Source organism: Deltaproteobacteria bacterium (assembly GCA_016234845.1).
In the GTDB taxonomy this organism is placed as follows: domain Bacteria; phylum Desulfobacterota; class Deferrimicrobia; order Deferrimicrobiales; family Deferrimicrobiaceae; genus JACRNP01.
This window is the reverse complement of sequence record JACRNP010000105.1, coordinates 1-15,599: the sequence shown is the minus strand read 5'-3', so window position 1 is coordinate 15,599 and position 15,599 is coordinate 1. Positions and strand designations below refer to the sequence as shown.

The 15,599-nt window shown below is 67.8% G+C and carries 18 protein-coding genes; 9 read left to right on the top strand and 9 right to left on the bottom strand.

Annotated elements, in window-relative coordinates; genetic code table 11:
* The 5 genes from HZB86_07745 to HZB86_07725 all read right to left on the bottom strand — a co-directional run.
* A partial coding sequence (locus HZB86_07745) for a hypothetical protein (protein ID MBI5905431.1) occupies window positions 1-153 on the bottom strand: 153 nt, incomplete at its 3' end.
* Between the two features lie 7 nt (window positions 154-160).
* Window positions 161-982, bottom strand: coding sequence for a substrate-binding domain-containing protein (locus HZB86_07740; GenBank protein ID MBI5905430.1), 822 nt, complete (start codon window positions 980-982; stop codon window positions 161-163).
* A 93-nt stretch (window positions 983-1,075) separates the two neighbouring features.
* Window positions 1,076-2,158 carry a cytochrome-c peroxidase gene (locus HZB86_07735; protein MBI5905429.1) on the bottom strand — a complete coding sequence of 361 codons (1,083 nt, stop codon included), beginning with the start codon at window positions 2,156-2,158 and terminating at the stop codon, window positions 1,076-1,078.
* Complete coding sequence (locus HZB86_07730) at window positions 2,155-2,571, bottom strand: thioredoxin domain-containing protein (protein MBI5905428.1); 417 nt, start codon at window positions 2,569-2,571, stop codon at window positions 2,155-2,157. The genes HZB86_07735 and HZB86_07730 overlap by 4 nt, the downstream gene beginning before the upstream one ends.
* A gap of 36 nt (window positions 2,572-2,607) precedes the next feature.
* Window positions 2,608-2,775, bottom strand: a complete 168-nt coding sequence (locus HZB86_07725) for a hypothetical protein (protein ID MBI5905427.1) — start codon at window positions 2,773-2,775, stop codon at window positions 2,608-2,610.
* Between the two features lie 346 nt (window positions 2,776-3,121).
* Here HZB86_07725 and fdnG point away from each other — a divergent pair, with 346 nt between their 5' ends.
* Genes fdnG through fdhD form a run of 5 tightly spaced genes read left to right on the top strand, consistent with a single transcriptional unit; the run spans window position 3,122 to window position 9,941 of the window.
* Window positions 3,122-6,280: a formate dehydrogenase-N subunit alpha gene (fdnG, locus tag HZB86_07720; protein ID MBI5905426.1), complete on the top strand. Its 3,159-nt coding sequence runs from the start codon at window positions 3,122-3,124 to the stop codon at window positions 6,278-6,280.
* A gap of 5 nt (window positions 6,281-6,285) precedes the next feature.
* Window positions 6,286-7,068, top strand: a complete 783-nt coding sequence (locus HZB86_07715) for a 4Fe-4S dicluster domain-containing protein (protein ID MBI5905425.1) — start codon at window positions 6,286-6,288, stop codon at window positions 7,066-7,068.
* A complete protein-coding gene (locus tag HZB86_07710) occupies window positions 7,061-7,672 on the top strand; it encodes a formate dehydrogenase subunit gamma (protein MBI5905424.1) in 612 nt (203 codons plus the stop codon). Before HZB86_07715 ends, HZB86_07710 begins: the two co-directional genes overlap by 8 nt.
* Before the next feature lie 29 nt (window positions 7,673-7,701).
* Window positions 7,702-8,544: a formate dehydrogenase accessory protein FdhE gene (locus HZB86_07705; GenBank protein ID MBI5905423.1), complete on the top strand. Its 843-nt coding sequence runs from the start codon at window positions 7,702-7,704 to the stop codon at window positions 8,542-8,544.
* Window positions 8,541-9,941, top strand: coding sequence for a formate dehydrogenase accessory sulfurtransferase FdhD (fdhD, locus tag HZB86_07700; GenBank protein MBI5905422.1), 1,401 nt, complete (start codon window positions 8,541-8,543; stop codon window positions 9,939-9,941). Before HZB86_07705 ends, fdhD begins: the two co-directional genes overlap by 4 nt.
* Before the next feature lie 8 nt (window positions 9,942-9,949).
* On the opposite strand, the gene HZB86_07695 is transcribed toward fdhD, so the two are convergent.
* Complete coding sequence (locus tag HZB86_07695) at window positions 9,950-10,549, bottom strand: PAS domain-containing protein (GenBank protein ID MBI5905421.1); 600 nt, start codon at window positions 10,547-10,549, stop codon at window positions 9,950-9,952.
* Window positions 10,550-10,665: 116 nt separating this feature from the next.
* Here HZB86_07695 and HZB86_07690 point away from each other — a divergent pair, with 116 nt between their 5' ends.
* Window positions 10,666-10,953 (top strand): DUF3467 domain-containing protein, encoded by a 288-nt coding sequence (locus HZB86_07690; protein MBI5905420.1) that lies wholly within the window; start codon window positions 10,666-10,668, stop codon window positions 10,951-10,953.
* Between the two features lie 27 nt (window positions 10,954-10,980).
* Here HZB86_07690 and HZB86_07685 read toward each other — a convergent pair whose 3' ends face one another.
* The 3 genes from HZB86_07685 to HZB86_07675 form a co-directional block, all read right to left on the bottom strand.
* Entirely contained in the window at window positions 10,981-11,664 is a 684-nt protein-coding gene (locus tag HZB86_07685; protein MBI5905419.1) for a Crp/Fnr family transcriptional regulator, read from the bottom strand.
* A gap of 170 nt (window positions 11,665-11,834) precedes the next feature.
* Complete coding sequence (locus HZB86_07680) at window positions 11,835-12,041, bottom strand: hypothetical protein (GenBank protein MBI5905418.1); 207 nt, start codon at window positions 12,039-12,041, stop codon at window positions 11,835-11,837.
* 77 nt (window positions 12,042-12,118) lie between these two features.
* On the bottom strand, window positions 12,119-12,904 hold the full coding sequence (locus HZB86_07675; GenBank protein ID MBI5905417.1) for an enoyl-CoA hydratase/isomerase family protein: 786 nt from the start codon (window positions 12,902-12,904) through the stop codon (window positions 12,119-12,121).
* 160 nt (window positions 12,905-13,064) lie between these two features.
* Here HZB86_07675 and leuC point away from each other — a divergent pair, with 160 nt between their 5' ends.
* The 3 genes from leuC to HZB86_07660 all read left to right on the top strand — a co-directional run.
* Complete coding sequence (gene leuC / locus HZB86_07670) at window positions 13,065-14,468, top strand: 3-isopropylmalate dehydratase large subunit (protein MBI5905416.1); 1,404 nt, start codon at window positions 13,065-13,067, stop codon at window positions 14,466-14,468.
* Window positions 14,465-15,091, top strand: a complete 627-nt coding sequence (gene leuD / locus HZB86_07665) for a 3-isopropylmalate dehydratase small subunit (protein ID MBI5905415.1) — start codon at window positions 14,465-14,467, stop codon at window positions 15,089-15,091. The genes leuC and leuD overlap by 4 nt, the downstream gene beginning before the upstream one ends.
* The coding region (locus HZB86_07660) for an acyltransferase (GenBank protein ID MBI5905414.1) at window positions 15,088-15,599 on the top strand (512 nt) is incomplete at its 3' end. The genes leuD and HZB86_07660, both read left to right, overlap by 4 nt.

The window sequence follows — 15,599 nt, the reverse complement described above, 5'->3', positions numbered from 1 at the left end:
GAACCGGATGCTGTTCGCCTTGTCCCTTTCCCGCTCCTCGAGGGCGGTGTAGAAGACCCGGTCGTTGACGAGATACCCGATCAGCAGCATCCCGACGGCGACGACCAGCAGGAGCCCGACGATCGGAATGACCAGGCTGTTTTTCCAGCGCAAGCGGATGCTACCGTTCCGGGGGGTGCAGCCCGTTGTCGGACAAGACCTTCCTTCCCGCTTCGGAGAAAAGGAAGTCGATGAATTCCCGGGCCTCCGGCGGAAGGTCGTCCTTCCGGTGGACGAGCGCATATTCGATCCGGACGGGGTACCTCCCGGACGAAACGGTCTCCCGGGTAGCCGGGATCCCGTCGATCGCGAGCGGGATGACGGTCGCGTTCGCCGCGCCGAGGGACGACAGCGTGGCGAACCCGATCGAGTTCCGGTATTTCTGGAGCATCTCCGCCATCTCCCGGTCATGATAGAGGGTCTTTCCGAGGCTCGTGAACCGGAGGTCCCGGAACTCCGCGTACCGCTTCCGGAGGGCCGTGAGACTCGCATCGCCTTCCTCGCGGAGAAGCACCCGGATCGGGCCCTTCCCCCCGTTCAAGTCGTCCCACCGGTCCACGGCGCCCGAGAAGATGCCCATGATCTGCGGGATCGTGAGGCTGCGGGCGCGCACGGAGGATCCCACGGCGAAGACGACCGCGTCCCTGGCGAAGACTCGATATACCAGGTCCTTCCCGGCCTCCGACGGCGTCAGGGGCCGGGAAACCCTCGCGAGGGCGGTTTCGCCGTTGATGACCTGGCGGATCCCCCCTTCGGAGTGCACGCTCGGGGGGATTTCGACGCGGGACATGGGATGCGACCGTTCGTACTCCGCCGCGACGCTTTTCAGAACATCCTCGCAGGCGCCGGTCCCGGGGATCGCGAGGACCCCGGCCCGGCCTGCGCAGGGCGACGTGAAGAGGAACGAAGCCGACAGCATGCAGATGATCCGGATATTTCGCACGTCCCCTCCTTGCGGATCCGGAAGCTTCCGCCGTTCCTGATCGGATATTTCCCGGAAAACTTCAGGAAATTGCGATTCCCGGAGAGGCGATTCTCAGGGGAGGGAGGGGGGACGGATGACCGGGACGGGGCCGGAGAGGGCGCCCGCGAGGAAATCCTTCAGCGTTTCTTTTTCGTTCTTCGACAGGCCGAGCGGTTTCAGCAGCGGCGACTTCTTCGGGTCGTCCCCGCCGCCCCGGTCGTAGAAGTCGATCACGTCGGCAAGCGTCGCGAGCGCCCCGTTGTGCATGTACGGCGCGGTGGACGCGACCTCCCGCAACGGCGGCGTGGCGAACGCCTTCCAGTCCTCCCGCGACTTGGTCACGAGGTAACGCCCCGGGTCCCCCGCCATGTTGCGGTACTCCGGGAATCCCGACACCTTCCCGACGAACCGGGCGGTGGCCAGCACCCTTGGGTCCTCCATGACCTTCGGGTCTTCCGGGACGCCGAGGTTGTGGAACCGCCCGTCGGCGAGGTTCTCTCCGCCGTGGCACTCCGCGCATCCGGCCTTGCCGACGAACAGCTCGTACCCCGCGCGTTGCCGGGGCGTCAGGGCGTCCTTTTCCCCCCGCAGGTGCCGGTCCAGCGGCGTGTCGCGGGATACGATCGTGCGCTCGAAGGCGGCGATCGCCATCGCGATCCGCCACCGGGTGATCTCCCCGCCGAACAGGTTCCGGAACGCCTCAACGTACTCCGGGACGGTTTTCAGAACCTCCTCGACGTAGTCCAGGCTCCGGTTCATCTCGAACGGGCTCATCATCGGGAAGAGCGCCTGCTCCTCCAGGGACGCCGCCCGCCCGTCCCGGAACAGGGCGGTCCGGTACGCCGCGTTCACGATCGAAGGGGAGTTGCGCCAGTTCTTCGTCGTCGGGTACGCGAGGGAGATCGCGAGCCCGTCGGCGTAGCCGGACTCCGGGTCGTGGCACGAGGCGCAGGCCATCGTCCCGTCTCCGGAGAGCCGCCGGTCGAAGAAGAGCTTTTTCCCCAGCTCCGCCTTCGCCGGGGACGTCGGGTTCTCCGCGGGTGAGGGGGGAGGCGGCAGCGGCGCGGGGGGAGCGGCGTTCGCGGCTCCGGGCAGGTGCGGAAGGGCCGCCATCAGGAGGCCCGCCAGCGCGGCCCGCGCCTTGCCGGTCCTCAACGCTTCCCCTTTCCCGCGCCGAGGATCGCCAGCTCCCGGTCGATGACCTCCCGGAACGACTCGAACGGACGGTCCCCCAGGATCTTGATCCCGTTGACGAAGAAGGCGGGTGTCGTGTACAGGTCGAGCCGCTCCGCGAGCTTCCCGTCCCGGTCGATCTCCTTCGTGTGCGTCATCCCGTCGATGTCCTTCGTGAAGCGTGCGACGTCGAGGGAGAGTTCCCTCGCATACGCGATGAGGTTCCCCCGGGCGAGCGCCGGGGAGCGCTCGAGCAGCAGGAGATGCATCTCGCGGAACTTCCCCTGGTCCCGGGCCGAGAGCGACGCCTCCGCCGCGATCCGGGAGTAGTCCCGGTACCGGTAGGGGGTGTGCTTGACCACCAGCCGCACCTTGTCGCCGTAGGTCTTGAGAATCCGCTCGACGGTCGGACCGGCCGCCTTGCAGTGCGGTCACTGGTAGTCGACGAACTCGACGACCGTGACCGGGGCTCCTTTCGGTCCGATGGAGGCCGACCCCTCCTCGGGGACGGTGTACCGGACATCGGCCGCCCCCGCCGGTCCGAAGAAGGCGGCCAGCAGGAGCAGCGGGAGGACGAGCGCGGAACTCCACCTGCGCATGGAAACTCCTTTCGTCGCGAAACGGATGCGTTCGGTTGATTCTACAACACCCTGGCACGGTCGCGGAGGGAGGATCGGCCTCCGTATCGCTGATGGATCCCTGTGCAAGTCTCCGCCGACAACCGCCGTTTACGGATCGACCGGTAGAATATCGTTGAAAATCGATATGGTTGAGTGTATACAACGATAAATGCCGATCGCGTTTCTTTTCATTGAAAAATCTAAAACGGTTTTATAATATTCATCCGTGCGTCGACACCGGCATACGTTTCGAGCGGCACACCCGAAATCCGTTTTCGCGACGGTAATACAGGAATAAATAACCGATTCCAAGGAGGTGCACCGGATGGCGTATTCGATCTCTCGAAGACAGCTCTTCAAGACGTCGGGAGCGGGGCTGGCGGCCGGGCTCCTGGGGCTTCCCACCGCCCCCGTGGAGGCGCAGGCCCAGGAACTCCCGATCCGCTACGCGAAGGAGTCGGCCACCATCTGCCCCTACTGCTCCGTGGGATGCGGGATGATCGTCCACACCCTCGGCGGAAACGTCGTGAACGTCGAGGGGGACCCCGACCACCCGATCAGCGAGGGGTCCCTCTGCCCGAAGGGCGCGTCGGTCCTCCAGTTCCGCGACAACAAGGCCCGCGTGACGAAGCCGCTCCACCGGGCGCCGGGGGCCAAGGAGTGGAAGGAGGTCGAGTGGGAGTGGGCGCTCGACGAGATCGCGAAGAAGGTGAAGAAGACGCGCGACGCCACCTTCACGGCCAAGAGCAGGATCAAGGTGAAGGAGAAGGTCGGCGACCAGGAGGTCGAGAAGGAGATCGAGGCGGTCGTGAACCGCACGAACGGCATCGCCCACGTCGGGAGCGCCGCGCTGGACAACGAGGAGTGCTACCTCCTCCAGAAATTCCTCCGGGGGTTGGGCCTGGTCGCCATCGAGCACCAGGCGCGAATATGACACAGCGCCACTGTAGCGGCTCTGGCAGAGTCGTTCGGACGCGGCGCGATGACGAATCACTGGGTCGACGTGAAGAACTCGGACGCGGTCCTGATCATGGGGGCCAACCCGGCGGAGAACCACCCGGTCGCCTTCCGGTGGATCCTCCGGGCGAAGGATAACGGCGGGAAGATCATCTGCGTGGATCCGCGCTTCACCCGGAGCGCGTCGAAGGCCGACATCTACGCGCCCCTGCGGCCGGGGACCGACATCGCCTTCCTGGGCGGGATGATCCGGCACATCCTGGAGAACAGGCTCTACCACGAGGAGTCGGTCCGCAAATACACCAACGCCTCGTACCTGGTCGGCCCCGACTTCAAGGGTCCGGGCGAGGCCGCCGGCCTCTTCTCCGGGTACGACCCGAAGAAGAAGGCGTACGACGCCAAGAAGTGGGGATACCAGAAGGACCCGGACGACAAGGTCCGGAAGGACGAGACGCTCAAGGACCCGCGGTGCGTGTTCCAGCTCCTGCGGAAGCACTACTCCCGCTACACGCCGGAGATGGTGTCCGGCATCACCGGGACGCCGAAGGAGACGCTCCTCCAGGTGTACGAGGCGTACGGCGCCACGGGCAAGCCGGACAAGGCGGGGACCTCCCTCTACGCGATGGGGTGGACGCAGCACACCGTGGGGACGCAGAACATCCGCGCGATGAGCATCGTCCAGCTGCTCCTGGGGAACATGGGGGTCGCCGGCGGCGGGATCAACGCGCTGCGCGGGGAGTCCAACGTGCAGGGGTCGACCGACCACGGGCTCCTCTTCCACATCCTCCCCGGGTACATGCCGGTCCCGTCGGCCGACATCCCGACCCTCGAGAAGTACATCGAGAAGCACACCCCCAAGACGAAGGACCCGGCCAGCGCGAACTGGTGGGGGAACCGGAACAAGTACATCACCAGCTACCTGAAGGCGATCTACGGGGCGAAGGCGACGAAGCAGAACGACTTCGGCTACGCGTGGCTGCCGAAGCTCGACCCGGGGATGGCGCCGTCGTGGCTCAACCTCTTCGACGCCATGACGCGCGGGAAGTACAAGGGGTTCTTCGCGTGGGGGCAGAACCCGGCCTGCTCCGGCTCCAACGCCGGAAAGGTCCGCAAGGCCCTCGGCACGCTGGAATGGATGGTCGCGGTCAACCTCTTCGACAACGAGACCGCCTCGTTCTGGAAGGGGCCGGGGGTGGACCCGGCGAAGGTGAACACGGAGGTCTTCTTCCTCCCGGCGGCGGCGTCCTTCGAGAAGGAGGGGAGCATCACCAACTCCGCCCGGCTCGCCCAATGGCGCACCGTGGCGGTCAAGCCGCTCGGGAAGGCGCGCCCCGACCTCGAGATCATGAACGACCTGTACTTCAAGGTGAAGGGGCTCTACGCGAAGGAGGGGGGCGTCTACCCCGATCCGCTCGTGAACCTCACGTGGAACTACGGGTTCAAGCGCGCGGACGGAACGGCGAAGGCGATCGACGTCCACGCGGTGGCGAAGGAGATCAACGGCTACTTCCTGGACAACGTGGAGGAGAAGCCGAAGCCGGGGCAGCCGAAACCGAAGGAGAAGAAGTTCGTCGGGAAGAAGGGGGAGCTGGCCGGCGGATTCGCCCAGCTCCAGGCCGACGGGACCACTTCCTGCGGCAACTGGATCTACTGCCAGAGCTACAACGAGAAGGGGAACATGATGGCCCGCCGGGTGAAGAAGGACCCCACCGGCCTCGGGCTGTTCCCCGAATGGGCGTGGGCGTGGCCGGTCAACCGGCGGATCCTGTACAACCGGGCGTCGGTCGATCCGGCGGGCAAGCCGTACAACGTGAAGAAGGCGGTCATCTACTGGAACGCCGCCGCGGTGCTCCCCGACGGGAAGACGGGGAAGTGGGAGGGGGATGTGCCCGACGGGCCGTGGCCGCCGATGGCCAATGAAAAGGAAGGGAAGAAGCCGTACATCATGCGGGCCGACGGGGTGGCTTCGATCTTCGGGCCGGGATTGAAGGACGGGCCGTTCCCCGAGCATTACGAGCCGCTCGAGTGCCCGGTGCAGGAAAATCCCCTGTCGAAGCAGCGGATCAACCCGGCGTCGAAGATGTTCTCGGAGGGGGGCCTGCCCGAGGACGTCTTCGCGTCGTGCGACACGCGGTTCCCGTACGTGGCGACCACGTACCGGGTCACCGAGCACTGGCAGACCGGGGTCCTCTCCCGGAACATGCCGTGGCTGCTCGAACTCTCCCCGCGGCAGTTCGTCGAGATGAGCGTCGAGCTCGCCAGGGAGAAGAACGTGAAGAACGGGGACACGCTGGAGATCTCCTCGGCGCGGGGGAAGGTCGAGGCGGTCGCGGTGGTCACGCCCCGCATCCGCCCCTTCAAGGTGGCCGGCAGCACGGTCCACATGGTGGGGCTCCCCTGGTGCTTCGGCTGGATGACGCCGGGGACGGGCGATTCCGCCAACCTGCTGACTCCGACCGTGGGCGACGCCAACACCATGATCCCGGAAACCAAGGCGTTCATGGTCAACGTGAAGGCGAGGGGGTGACGGCCATGGCATACGCGCGAACCGGATTCCTGATCGACACGTCGCGGTGCATCGGCTGCCGCTCCTGCCAGGTGGCGTGCAAGGAGTGGAACCGCCTGGAGCCGGACCAGACGACGCAGCAGGGGGCGTACGAGAACCCCCGGGACCTGACCCCGAACCTGTACAACCGGATCCGTTTCATCGAGAAGGCCGACGACAAGGGGGCCGTCTCCTGGAAGTTCGTCAACGAGCGGTGCCTCCATTGCGGGGACGCCGGGTGCATGAAGGTCTGCCCGGCGCCCGGGGCGCTCTTCCGGACGAAGGAAGGGTTGATCGGGTACGACAAGGAGAAGTGCATCTCCTGCAAATATTGCGTATCCGCGTGCCCGTTCAACATCCCCCGGTACGGGGCGGACGAGAAGGTGTCCAAGTGCAACCTGTGCCTGGACCGGGTCGGCGCCGGGATGGTCCCGGCGTGCGCGAAGGCGTGCCCCACGCAGACGCTGCAGTACGGCGGCCGCGACGCGCTGATCGCGAAGGCGAAGGCGTCGGGGAAGAAGCTGTACGGGGAGAAGGACCTCGAGGGGCTGGGGGTGCTGTACGCCCTCGACGACAAGCCGGAGGCGTACGGGCTCCCTTCGGACCCCACGATCCCGACGGCGATCTTCCTGTGGAAGGACGTATTGAAGCCGCTCGGGATCCTGGGGTTCTGGGGGAGCGTGGCCGCGGTCGTGCTCCACTACGTGACCTTCGGGAGCCGGACGCTCGAGGAGGACGGGAAAGGGAAGGGAGGGGACGCGCATGGGTAAATTCGTCGAGCGGTTCAACACGGCCGAGCGGGTGCTGCACTGGTTCGTCGCCGCGTCGTTCTTCACCCTGCTCCTGTCCGGGCTGGGGCTCTACTCCCGGCTCTTCCACAACTACTTCGACCTCTTCGGCGGCGGGGAGGGTGCGATCCTGGTCCACAAGTACGCCGGGGTGGTCTTCTTCCTGTCGTCCCTGTTCCTGTTCTTCAACCACGCGAAGGAGGTGTGCTCCTTCGACGACGACGACCGGAAGTGGATGCGCGGACTGGGCGGGTACCTGTCGAGGGACCCGGAGCACGTCAACAGCGGGAAGTTCAACGCCGGCCAGAAGCTGTTCGGCATCTTCATGGGGATCGCGACGCTGCTCCTCGGGATCACCGGCGTCATCAACTGGATTCCCCTGTCGTTCCCGCGCGGGCTCGTCCAGCTTTCGCTGCTGGTCCACGGCCTCCTGTTCATCGCGTTCGTGATGCTGATGGTGGTGCACGTGTACCTCACCACGATCGGGAACCCGGGGACGCTCGACGGGATGCTGTACGGGAACGTCCGCCGGATCTGGGCGAAACGGCACCACCCGAAGTGGTACAAGGAGATCGCCGGGGAGTAAACAGGCGCGGGGAGAGGTTCGCCGACGGGATGGGTCGCACAGCGGAGAAGATCGAGCACCTGCGGAAGACCGCGTCGGAGCACCCCGCCTACCGCGAGGTGCTTCTCCCGTTCGAGCGGATCTTCTCCTACGTGGAGGGGAAGGAGGGGGACACGGGGATCCGGTTCGCCCTCCCGGAGGGGAACTGGGCGGAGCGGGTGGCCGGCGGCCTTCCCGCGCTCTCCCCGGAGTCGCTCTCCGTCGACCGGGTCGCCGCCGCGCCGTTTCTCGCGGGGGTGATCCGCGTGCTGAAGGAGGTCGGCCGGGAAGGGCTCGAGGAGCTCGACCGGATCGAACGCGGGGTGGAGGAGGGCGATCTCGACCTCCCCGCCCTGTTCGCGTCGTTCCTGACCCGGGAGCGGCGGGCGGTCGAGGATGCGGCGAAGGCCGTCTCCGTCCAGCCGCCGCTCCTCGCGTTCGTCCTCGAGATCCCTTTCAAGACCGCGCTGGAGCGCGTGGCGGGAACGGTCGACCCGGCCCGTCTCGAGGGGTGGAAGGAAGGGTACTGCCCGGTCTGCGGCTCCCGCGCGGGGATGGACGAGTTGGCCGGCGAGGAGGGGAAGCGGTACCTCTCCTGCTCCGCCTGCTACTTCCGCTGGCCCTGGCCCCGCGTCAAGTGTCCCTTCTGCGGGAACGACGACCCCGACACCGTCTCTTACTTCACCGCGGGCGAGGGGCCCGTGCGCGTGGGCGTCTGCCGGAAGTGCAGCCGGTACATCAAGACGCGCGACTCGCGGCGGGGCAACGCGTCCGTGCCGCTGGAGGCCGAGGACCTGGCCACGCTCCACCTCGACCTGCTGGCGGGGAAGGAAGGGTTCGAGAGGGGGAAATGACGCGGCTTCCCGGAGACGACCGCAGGAAGGGGAACGGCCCGCCGGTTCACCGGTTCGACGGCCATCGCCTGGTCCCCGAGGCCGTGCGCCAAACGGTCCGCGAGATCCCGGTTCCCCTGTCGGTGAACGGTTCCCCCCTGGCGACGCTCATCGCCTCGCCCCACGACCTGCACTACCTCGTGGCCGGCTTCCTCCGGATGCAGGGGCTGATCCGGGTCCCGTCCGACCTCCTCACGCTCAGCGTGTGCGAGGAGTTCGGGTCGGCGAGCGCGAGGATCCGCGGCGCCGCGCCGGAACGGATCTCGCCGACGCTCACCTCGGGTTGCGGGGGCGGGATCAGCTTCCACGTCCCGGCCGCGTCGGGGAAGCCGGTACAGGTGCCGGCCGCCGGTCCGTTCTTCCCGCCGGAAGCGGTCTTCGCGTCCATGGATCTCCTGGCCCGCGCCGCGGAACGGTATCGCGGTACGGGGGGGATCCACTCCTCGGCGGCGTGCGACGGGGAGCGGCTGCTGCTGTTCGCCGAGGACATCGGCCGGCACAACACGGTCGACCGGATCGCGGGAGAGGCGCTCCTGAAAGGGATCGACCTCTCCGGAACGATCCTCGCCACTTCCGGACGCGTCTCCTCGGAGATGGCCGCGAAGGCGGCATCGCTCGGCGTATCCGTGGTCCTCTCCCGCACGTCCCCCACCGATCTCGCCGTCCGCATCTGCGACGAGCTCGGGATCACGCTCGCCGGATACGTTCGGGGAAGGCGGTTCAACGTGTACGCGCACCCGGAGCGGATCGCCGTCCCGGGCCCGCAGGAGAGGGTCCGCGGCGTCACCGGGGCGATCCTGGCGGGGGGGAAGTCCATGCGGATGGGGAGCGACAAGGCGCTCCTTCCGTACCAGGGAGGGCGGTTCATCGAGGCGATCCACCGGAAGATGGCCGAGCTGTTCGACGAGGTGATCGTCGTGGGCGGGGCGCCCGGCCAGTACGAGTTCCTCCCGTGCCGCCGCGTGCAGGACCTGGTGCCCGGCGCGGGGGCGCTGGCCGGAATCCAATCCGCGCTCCGGCACAGCGACACGGACCTGGTATTCGTCGTCGCCTGCGACATGCCGCACGTGAAGGGGGAGCTGATCCGCCATCTCTGCGCCCTGGCGGAGGGGGCCGACGTGGTGGTGCCCGAGACGGAAGAGGGGCTGGAGCCCCTCCACGCGCTCTACCGGAAGAGCGCGCTCCCCGCGGTGGAGGACGCGCTCCGCTCCGGCGAGCGGCGGCTGGTCTCCTTCCACGACCGGGTGACGGTCCGCCGGGTCCGCCGCGAGGAGATCGCGCGGATCGACCCCGAGCGGTCCGCCTTCCGGAACATCAACACGCCCGAGGAGTATTACCGGCTGCGGGACCGGCCGTAGGGGCCGACCTAACGCCCCATGCTGGGGTACAGCTCCTTCACGCACGCGTCGCAGAGGGAGTGGGAGAACATCAGGTTCGAGTGCGAAAGGAAATACTCTTCGACGTTCTTCCAGTAGTTCTTCTCGTCCCGGATTCTCTTGCAGTGGGAACAGATCGGGAGGATCCTCTCCAGGAGCGATATTTCGCTCGATTCCTCGAAGAGCACCAGGTACCGCCGCCGGCTCCCTTGCGAGAACGGGGAAACGGACAGCAGGAGGACCACGGTTTCCGTCCGGCCGTCGGCGATGCGCTCCAGCCGGGCCCTGTTCCGGTGGACCTTCCCGTCCGCGACCGCCTCGTTCACGGTGTTCCGCAGCAGGCAGTCGGGACAGAATTTCGAGTATCCGCACCCTTTCGGCGTCGATTCCGCATGGACGCAGTGGAGGAGCTCCCCGGCCGGCTTCCGGTAGCGGAGCTTCTTCCCGCTTCCGAGCATTTCCGCGGCCGACCGGTTGTATTCCAGCACCCGGACGTCGCGGTCCACGACGAGCGCGGGGAAGGGAATGGCGTCGAAAACGGTTTCCGCGGAAACCTTGCGGGGTGTGCCGACGGGCGTCGGATCCGGCATGGGGGAATCGGTCCTCCTGGCCTTGGCTCGGAGGTCATTATACCGCCGGTGCGGCGGGATTCTTATCGATTTATGATGATATACTCGGGGTCGCGCAGAATCCGCGGGGGTGACCGATGGAAAGCCAGCAGAAACCGATGGAGATCCAGGTGACGTTCCCGGAACATCTGAAGGGCGGCGTCTACTCCAACAACATGACCGTGATCCACACCCGCGACGAGTTCGTTCTGGACTTCCTGATGGTCGCGCCTCCCGCGGGAGCCGTCACCGCGCGGGTGATCCTCTCCCCCGGCCACGCGAAACGGGTCGCCGCCGCTCTGCTGGAGAACCTCCGGAAGTACGAAGAGGCGCACGGGACGATCCTGACGGCCGAGGAGCCGCAGGGGAAGATCGGCTTCAATTAGAGGGGGCATTCGCCTCCCCCCCTCCGCTTAGACGCGTTCCAGCCGGAGGTACCCCGCGATCCGGTCGCGGTCGAGGAACAGCTCGCGCCCCTCCCTCCGCACCAGCCCCATCTCCTCGAACTTGCGGATCAGGATCGTCACCGTCTCGCGCGACGCGCCGATCAGGTTCGACAGGTCCTCGTGCGTCAGGCGCAGCGTCACGCGGGTCCCCTTCGGCGTTTCGTCCCCCAGGTCCTCGGCCAGGTGGAGCAGCTCCTTCGCCAGCCGGTGATGCGGCCACGCCTGGGCGAATGCGGGGAAGTTCCGCTCGACGTCGTGGAGCCGCAGGGAAACGAGCCGGAGGAAGTTCCTCGAGAACGAGGGGGACGACGAGAGCATCTCCTGGAGCCGGGCCGAGGGAAGCACGCTCACGACCGCGTCGGTCAGGGCGACGGCGGTGAACGGCCGGGGCTCCCCGATCAGCGCCAGCTCCCCGAAGACGTCCCCCGGTCGAAGGATGTGGAGGATCCGGTCCGCCCCCTTCTCGGAGAGGGACACGATCTTCACCAGCCCTTTCTTGAGGATGCAGGCGCCGTCGGGAGGGTCCCCCTGCCGGAAGACCGCGGCGTCGCGGGAAATCGTCCGCTCGACGCAGAGGGAGCGCACTTTCGCCGTGTCGCCGGGGGGGAGGCCGGAGAACAGTTCCCGGACGGAGAGGAAGGGAAGCGGCACGTCGTCCACCTTTCGCAGAGCGGCCGGGTACCGGTTGCGCCGGGGTCATTCTATCGCGGGCGGGGAGGGGAATCCAACGGGGCGAGCCGGGCGGGAACGAAGGCCGCGACCGGTTCCGGCACGATCCGGAACCCGCCGCGGCCGTAAAGGCGGGACTGCCTTCGAACCGCTCACGCGGCGATGCGGAGCTCGACCCGCGGAACGGTCCGGACCTTTTCGTCCATCGGCCACTCGGCCCAAAGAAGCCGGGCGCCGGCCTTCTCTTCCTCCGCGATGCCCGCGAGGACGACCCCGGCGGCAACGCCGACCAGGGCCAGCAGGGTGGTGAACGCGACGCCGAAGGTCACGGCGAACTCTTCCATGGCGAGGATTTCCATCGTGCTCACCTCCTTCCCATGGTTACAAGCTACCGCGCGGGAAGGAAAATATCCGTGAGGAACCTCACCGGCCCCGGCTATCTCCCCTCGAACCGGGCGGGCCGTTTTTCGAGGAACGCCCGGATCCCCTCCCGGAAATCCCGGCTCCCGGCGCAGCGGGAGATCTGCTGGCGCTCCTCCTCGAGCTGGCTCTCCAGCGGCTGGGCAAGTGCCCGGTTGTACAGCTCTTTCGCCCTGGCGTACGCCAGGGTGGGGCCGGAGGCCAAACGGTCCGCCAGCGCGTCGATCCCGGCGGAAAAGTCCCCGTCGGGGAGAACCTCCTGCACCAGCCCCCATTCCGCCGCCCGGGCGGCCGGAAGGATCCGGGAAAAGAGCGTCATCTCCATCGCCCGCTGCGCCCCCACCGCGCGGGCGAGGAAGAAGGTCATCCCCCCGTCGGGGGAGAGCCCGATGTTCTGGTACCCGAGCGTGAAGCGGGCCGACGCGGCGGCGACGGCGACGTCGCACGCGAGCGCCAAAGAGAAGCCGGCCCCGGCGGCCACCCCGTTCACCGCGGCGACGACCGGTTTGGGGGCCCGCCGGATCGTCGCGATCAGCGCGTGCAGTCCGATCGCAAGACCCATGAACCTCCCCGGCCCCTCGTCCTGGAACGCCGCGAACGATTCCACGTCGCCGCCGGCGGAGAACGCCTTGCCCGTGCCCGACAGGACCAGGCACCGCACCTCCGGGTCCGCCGCCGCCGCGGAAACCGAAGACAGCAGCGCGGCCCCCATCTCCTCGTTGTAGGCGTTCAGGCGCTCCGGCCGGTTCATCCGGATCGCGGCCACCGATCCTCTTCTCTCCGTCACGACGACCTCGCCCATCGTCCTCCCCCTTTTCTCCGCGCGTCGAATCCGCGCCGCCGCGCGCTGTTTCACGACAGGTACCACTATAATGGAATTCGGCGCGCGGCTTACCATTTCGCCGTCGGCTTGCTATGCTTCCACTGGTCCCCGCAGGGACGACGCGGGGGAAAGGAGCGAAATGCCCACGCTGTTCGAGAAGATCTGGGCCCGCCACGTCGTTACGGATCGCGGGGACGGGAACATCCTCCTGTACATCGACCGGCAACTCGTGCACGAGGTGACGAGCCCCCAGGCGTTCGAGGGGCTGCGCCTCGCGGGCCGCAAGGTGCGGCGCCCCGGCGCGATCCTCGCCGTGCCCGACCACAACGTGCCGACGACTTCCGACCGGGCGGGGAGGATCGAGGACCGGGAGAGCCGCGAGCAGATCCAGGCGTTGCGGGACAACACCCTCGGCGCGGGGATCACCCTCTTCGACATCACCGATCCGCGGCAGGGGATCGTGCACATCATCGGCCCCGAGTCGGGGCTCGTCCAGCCGGGGATCTCCATCGTGTGCGGAGACTCCCACACCGGCACGCTGGGTGCCTTCGGCGCCATCGCGTTCGGCATCGGCACATCCGAAGTGGAGCACGTCCTCGCCACACAGTCGCTATGGCAGAAGATGCCCCGCCAGATGCGCGTTTCCGTGACGGGCGCGCTGGCACCCCATGTCACCCCGAAGGACGTGATCCTCGCCGTGATCGCGAGGATCGGCGCGTCCGGTGGTACGGGGCACGCCATCGAATTCGGCGGGGAGACCGTCCGCCGGATGACGATGGAGGGGCGGATGACGATCTGCAACATGACGATCGAGGCGGGGGCGCGTTTCGGGCTGGTCGCCCCCGACGAGACCACGTTCGCCTACCTGGAAGGCCGGCCGCTGGCGCCGACGACGGGGATGTGGGGCGCCGCGGTGGCGGACTGGAAGACGCTTCCGTCGGACCCCGACGCGAAGTGGGACCGGGAGGTGGCGCTGGACGCGGCAACGCTCGAGCCGCACGTCACCTGGGGGACGAGCCCGCAGGACGCCCTGCCGGTGGGCGGCGCCGTCCCGGATCCGGCGGCCGAGAAGGACCCGGGGGAGCAGGAAAGGATGCGGCGTGCGCTGGAGTACATGGCGCTTTCCCCGGGGACGCGGCTGACCGACATCCCGGTGGACAAGGTGTTCATCGGCTCGTGCACCAACGCGCGGATCGAGGACCTGCGAGTCGCGGCGGCGGTCGCGAAAGGGCGCAAGGTGGCTTCCGGGGTGACGGCGCTGGTCGTCCCGGGGTCGGGGCTGGTGAAGCGGCAGGCGGAGGCGGAGGGATTGGACCGGATATTCCTCGACGCCGGCTTCCAGTGGCGGCTTCCGGGCTGTTCGATGTGCCTCGGGATGAACCCGGACAGGCTCAAGCCCGGCGAGCGGTGCGCCTCCACGTCGAACCGGAACTTCGAGGGGCGGCAGGGGCCCGGGGGACGGACGCACCTGATGAGCCCGCCGATGGCGGCGGCGGCGGCGGTCGCCGGGCGCATCGCCGACGTGCGGGAGGTGGCGCGATGAGGGAGAAGTTCACGTCCCTGTCCACCGTGGGGGTCCCGCTCGACCGGCGGAACGTCGACACCGACGCGATCATCCCCGCGAGGTTCCTGAAGACCGTGAAGCGCACGGGACTGGGCGAGGGGCTCTTCTTCGCGTGGCGGTACGACGCGGACGGGTCGCCCCGCCCCGACTTCCCGCTGAACCGCCCCGAGTACCGCGGCGGCAAGGTCCTGGTGGCGGGGGAGAACTTCGGGTGCGGCTCCTCGCGAGAGCACGCCGTGTGGGCGCTGGCCGACTTCGGCTTCCGCGCGGTCGTGGCGCCGTCGTTCAGCGACATCTTCCACAACAACTGCCTGAAGAACGGGATGCTGCCGGTGGTCCTCCCCGCGGCGGAGGTGCGGGCGATGATCGACGCGCTTCTTTCCTCCCCCGGGGCCACGGTGGCGGTGGATCTCGTGTCGCAGACGGTCACCGGGCCGAAGGGGAACGTCCACCCCTTCGCGATCGACCCGTTCGCGAAGAAGTGCCTGCTCGAGGGACTGGACGAGATCGGGCTCACCCTCTCCGGGGCGGCCGAAATCGACCGGTACGAGCGGGAACGAAAGGGCGCGACCCCCTGGCTCTTCCTGGACCTTCCCGGATGAGCGGCGGCGGGAACGCCCCTCCCAAGCGGTTCGCCGTCGCCCTCGTCCAGATGGCGATGGGGACGGATCCCCGCTGGAACCTGGAAAAGGGGATCGCCGCGGTCCGGGAGTCGGCGGCCCGCGGCGCGCGGGTGGTGTGCCTCCCGGAGCTGTTCCGCTCGCGCTACTTCTGCCAGACCGAGGATACGGCGTTCTTCGACCTCGCCGAGCGGCTTCCCGGTCCGACCACCGACGCGCTCGGCGCGGTCGCCCGGGAAACGGGGACGGTGGTCGTCGTTCCGGTGTTCGAGCGGCGGGCCGCCGGGGTGTACCACAACAGCCTCGCGGTGATCGACGCCGACGGCGCGCCCGCGGGGATCTACCGGAAGATGCACATCCCGGACGACCCTTCGTATTACGAGAAGTTCTACTTCGCGCCGGGAGACCTCGGTTTCCGCGCCTTCGATACCCGCGCGGGACGGATCGGCGCGATGATCTGCTGGGACCAGTGGTACCCGGAAGGGGCCCG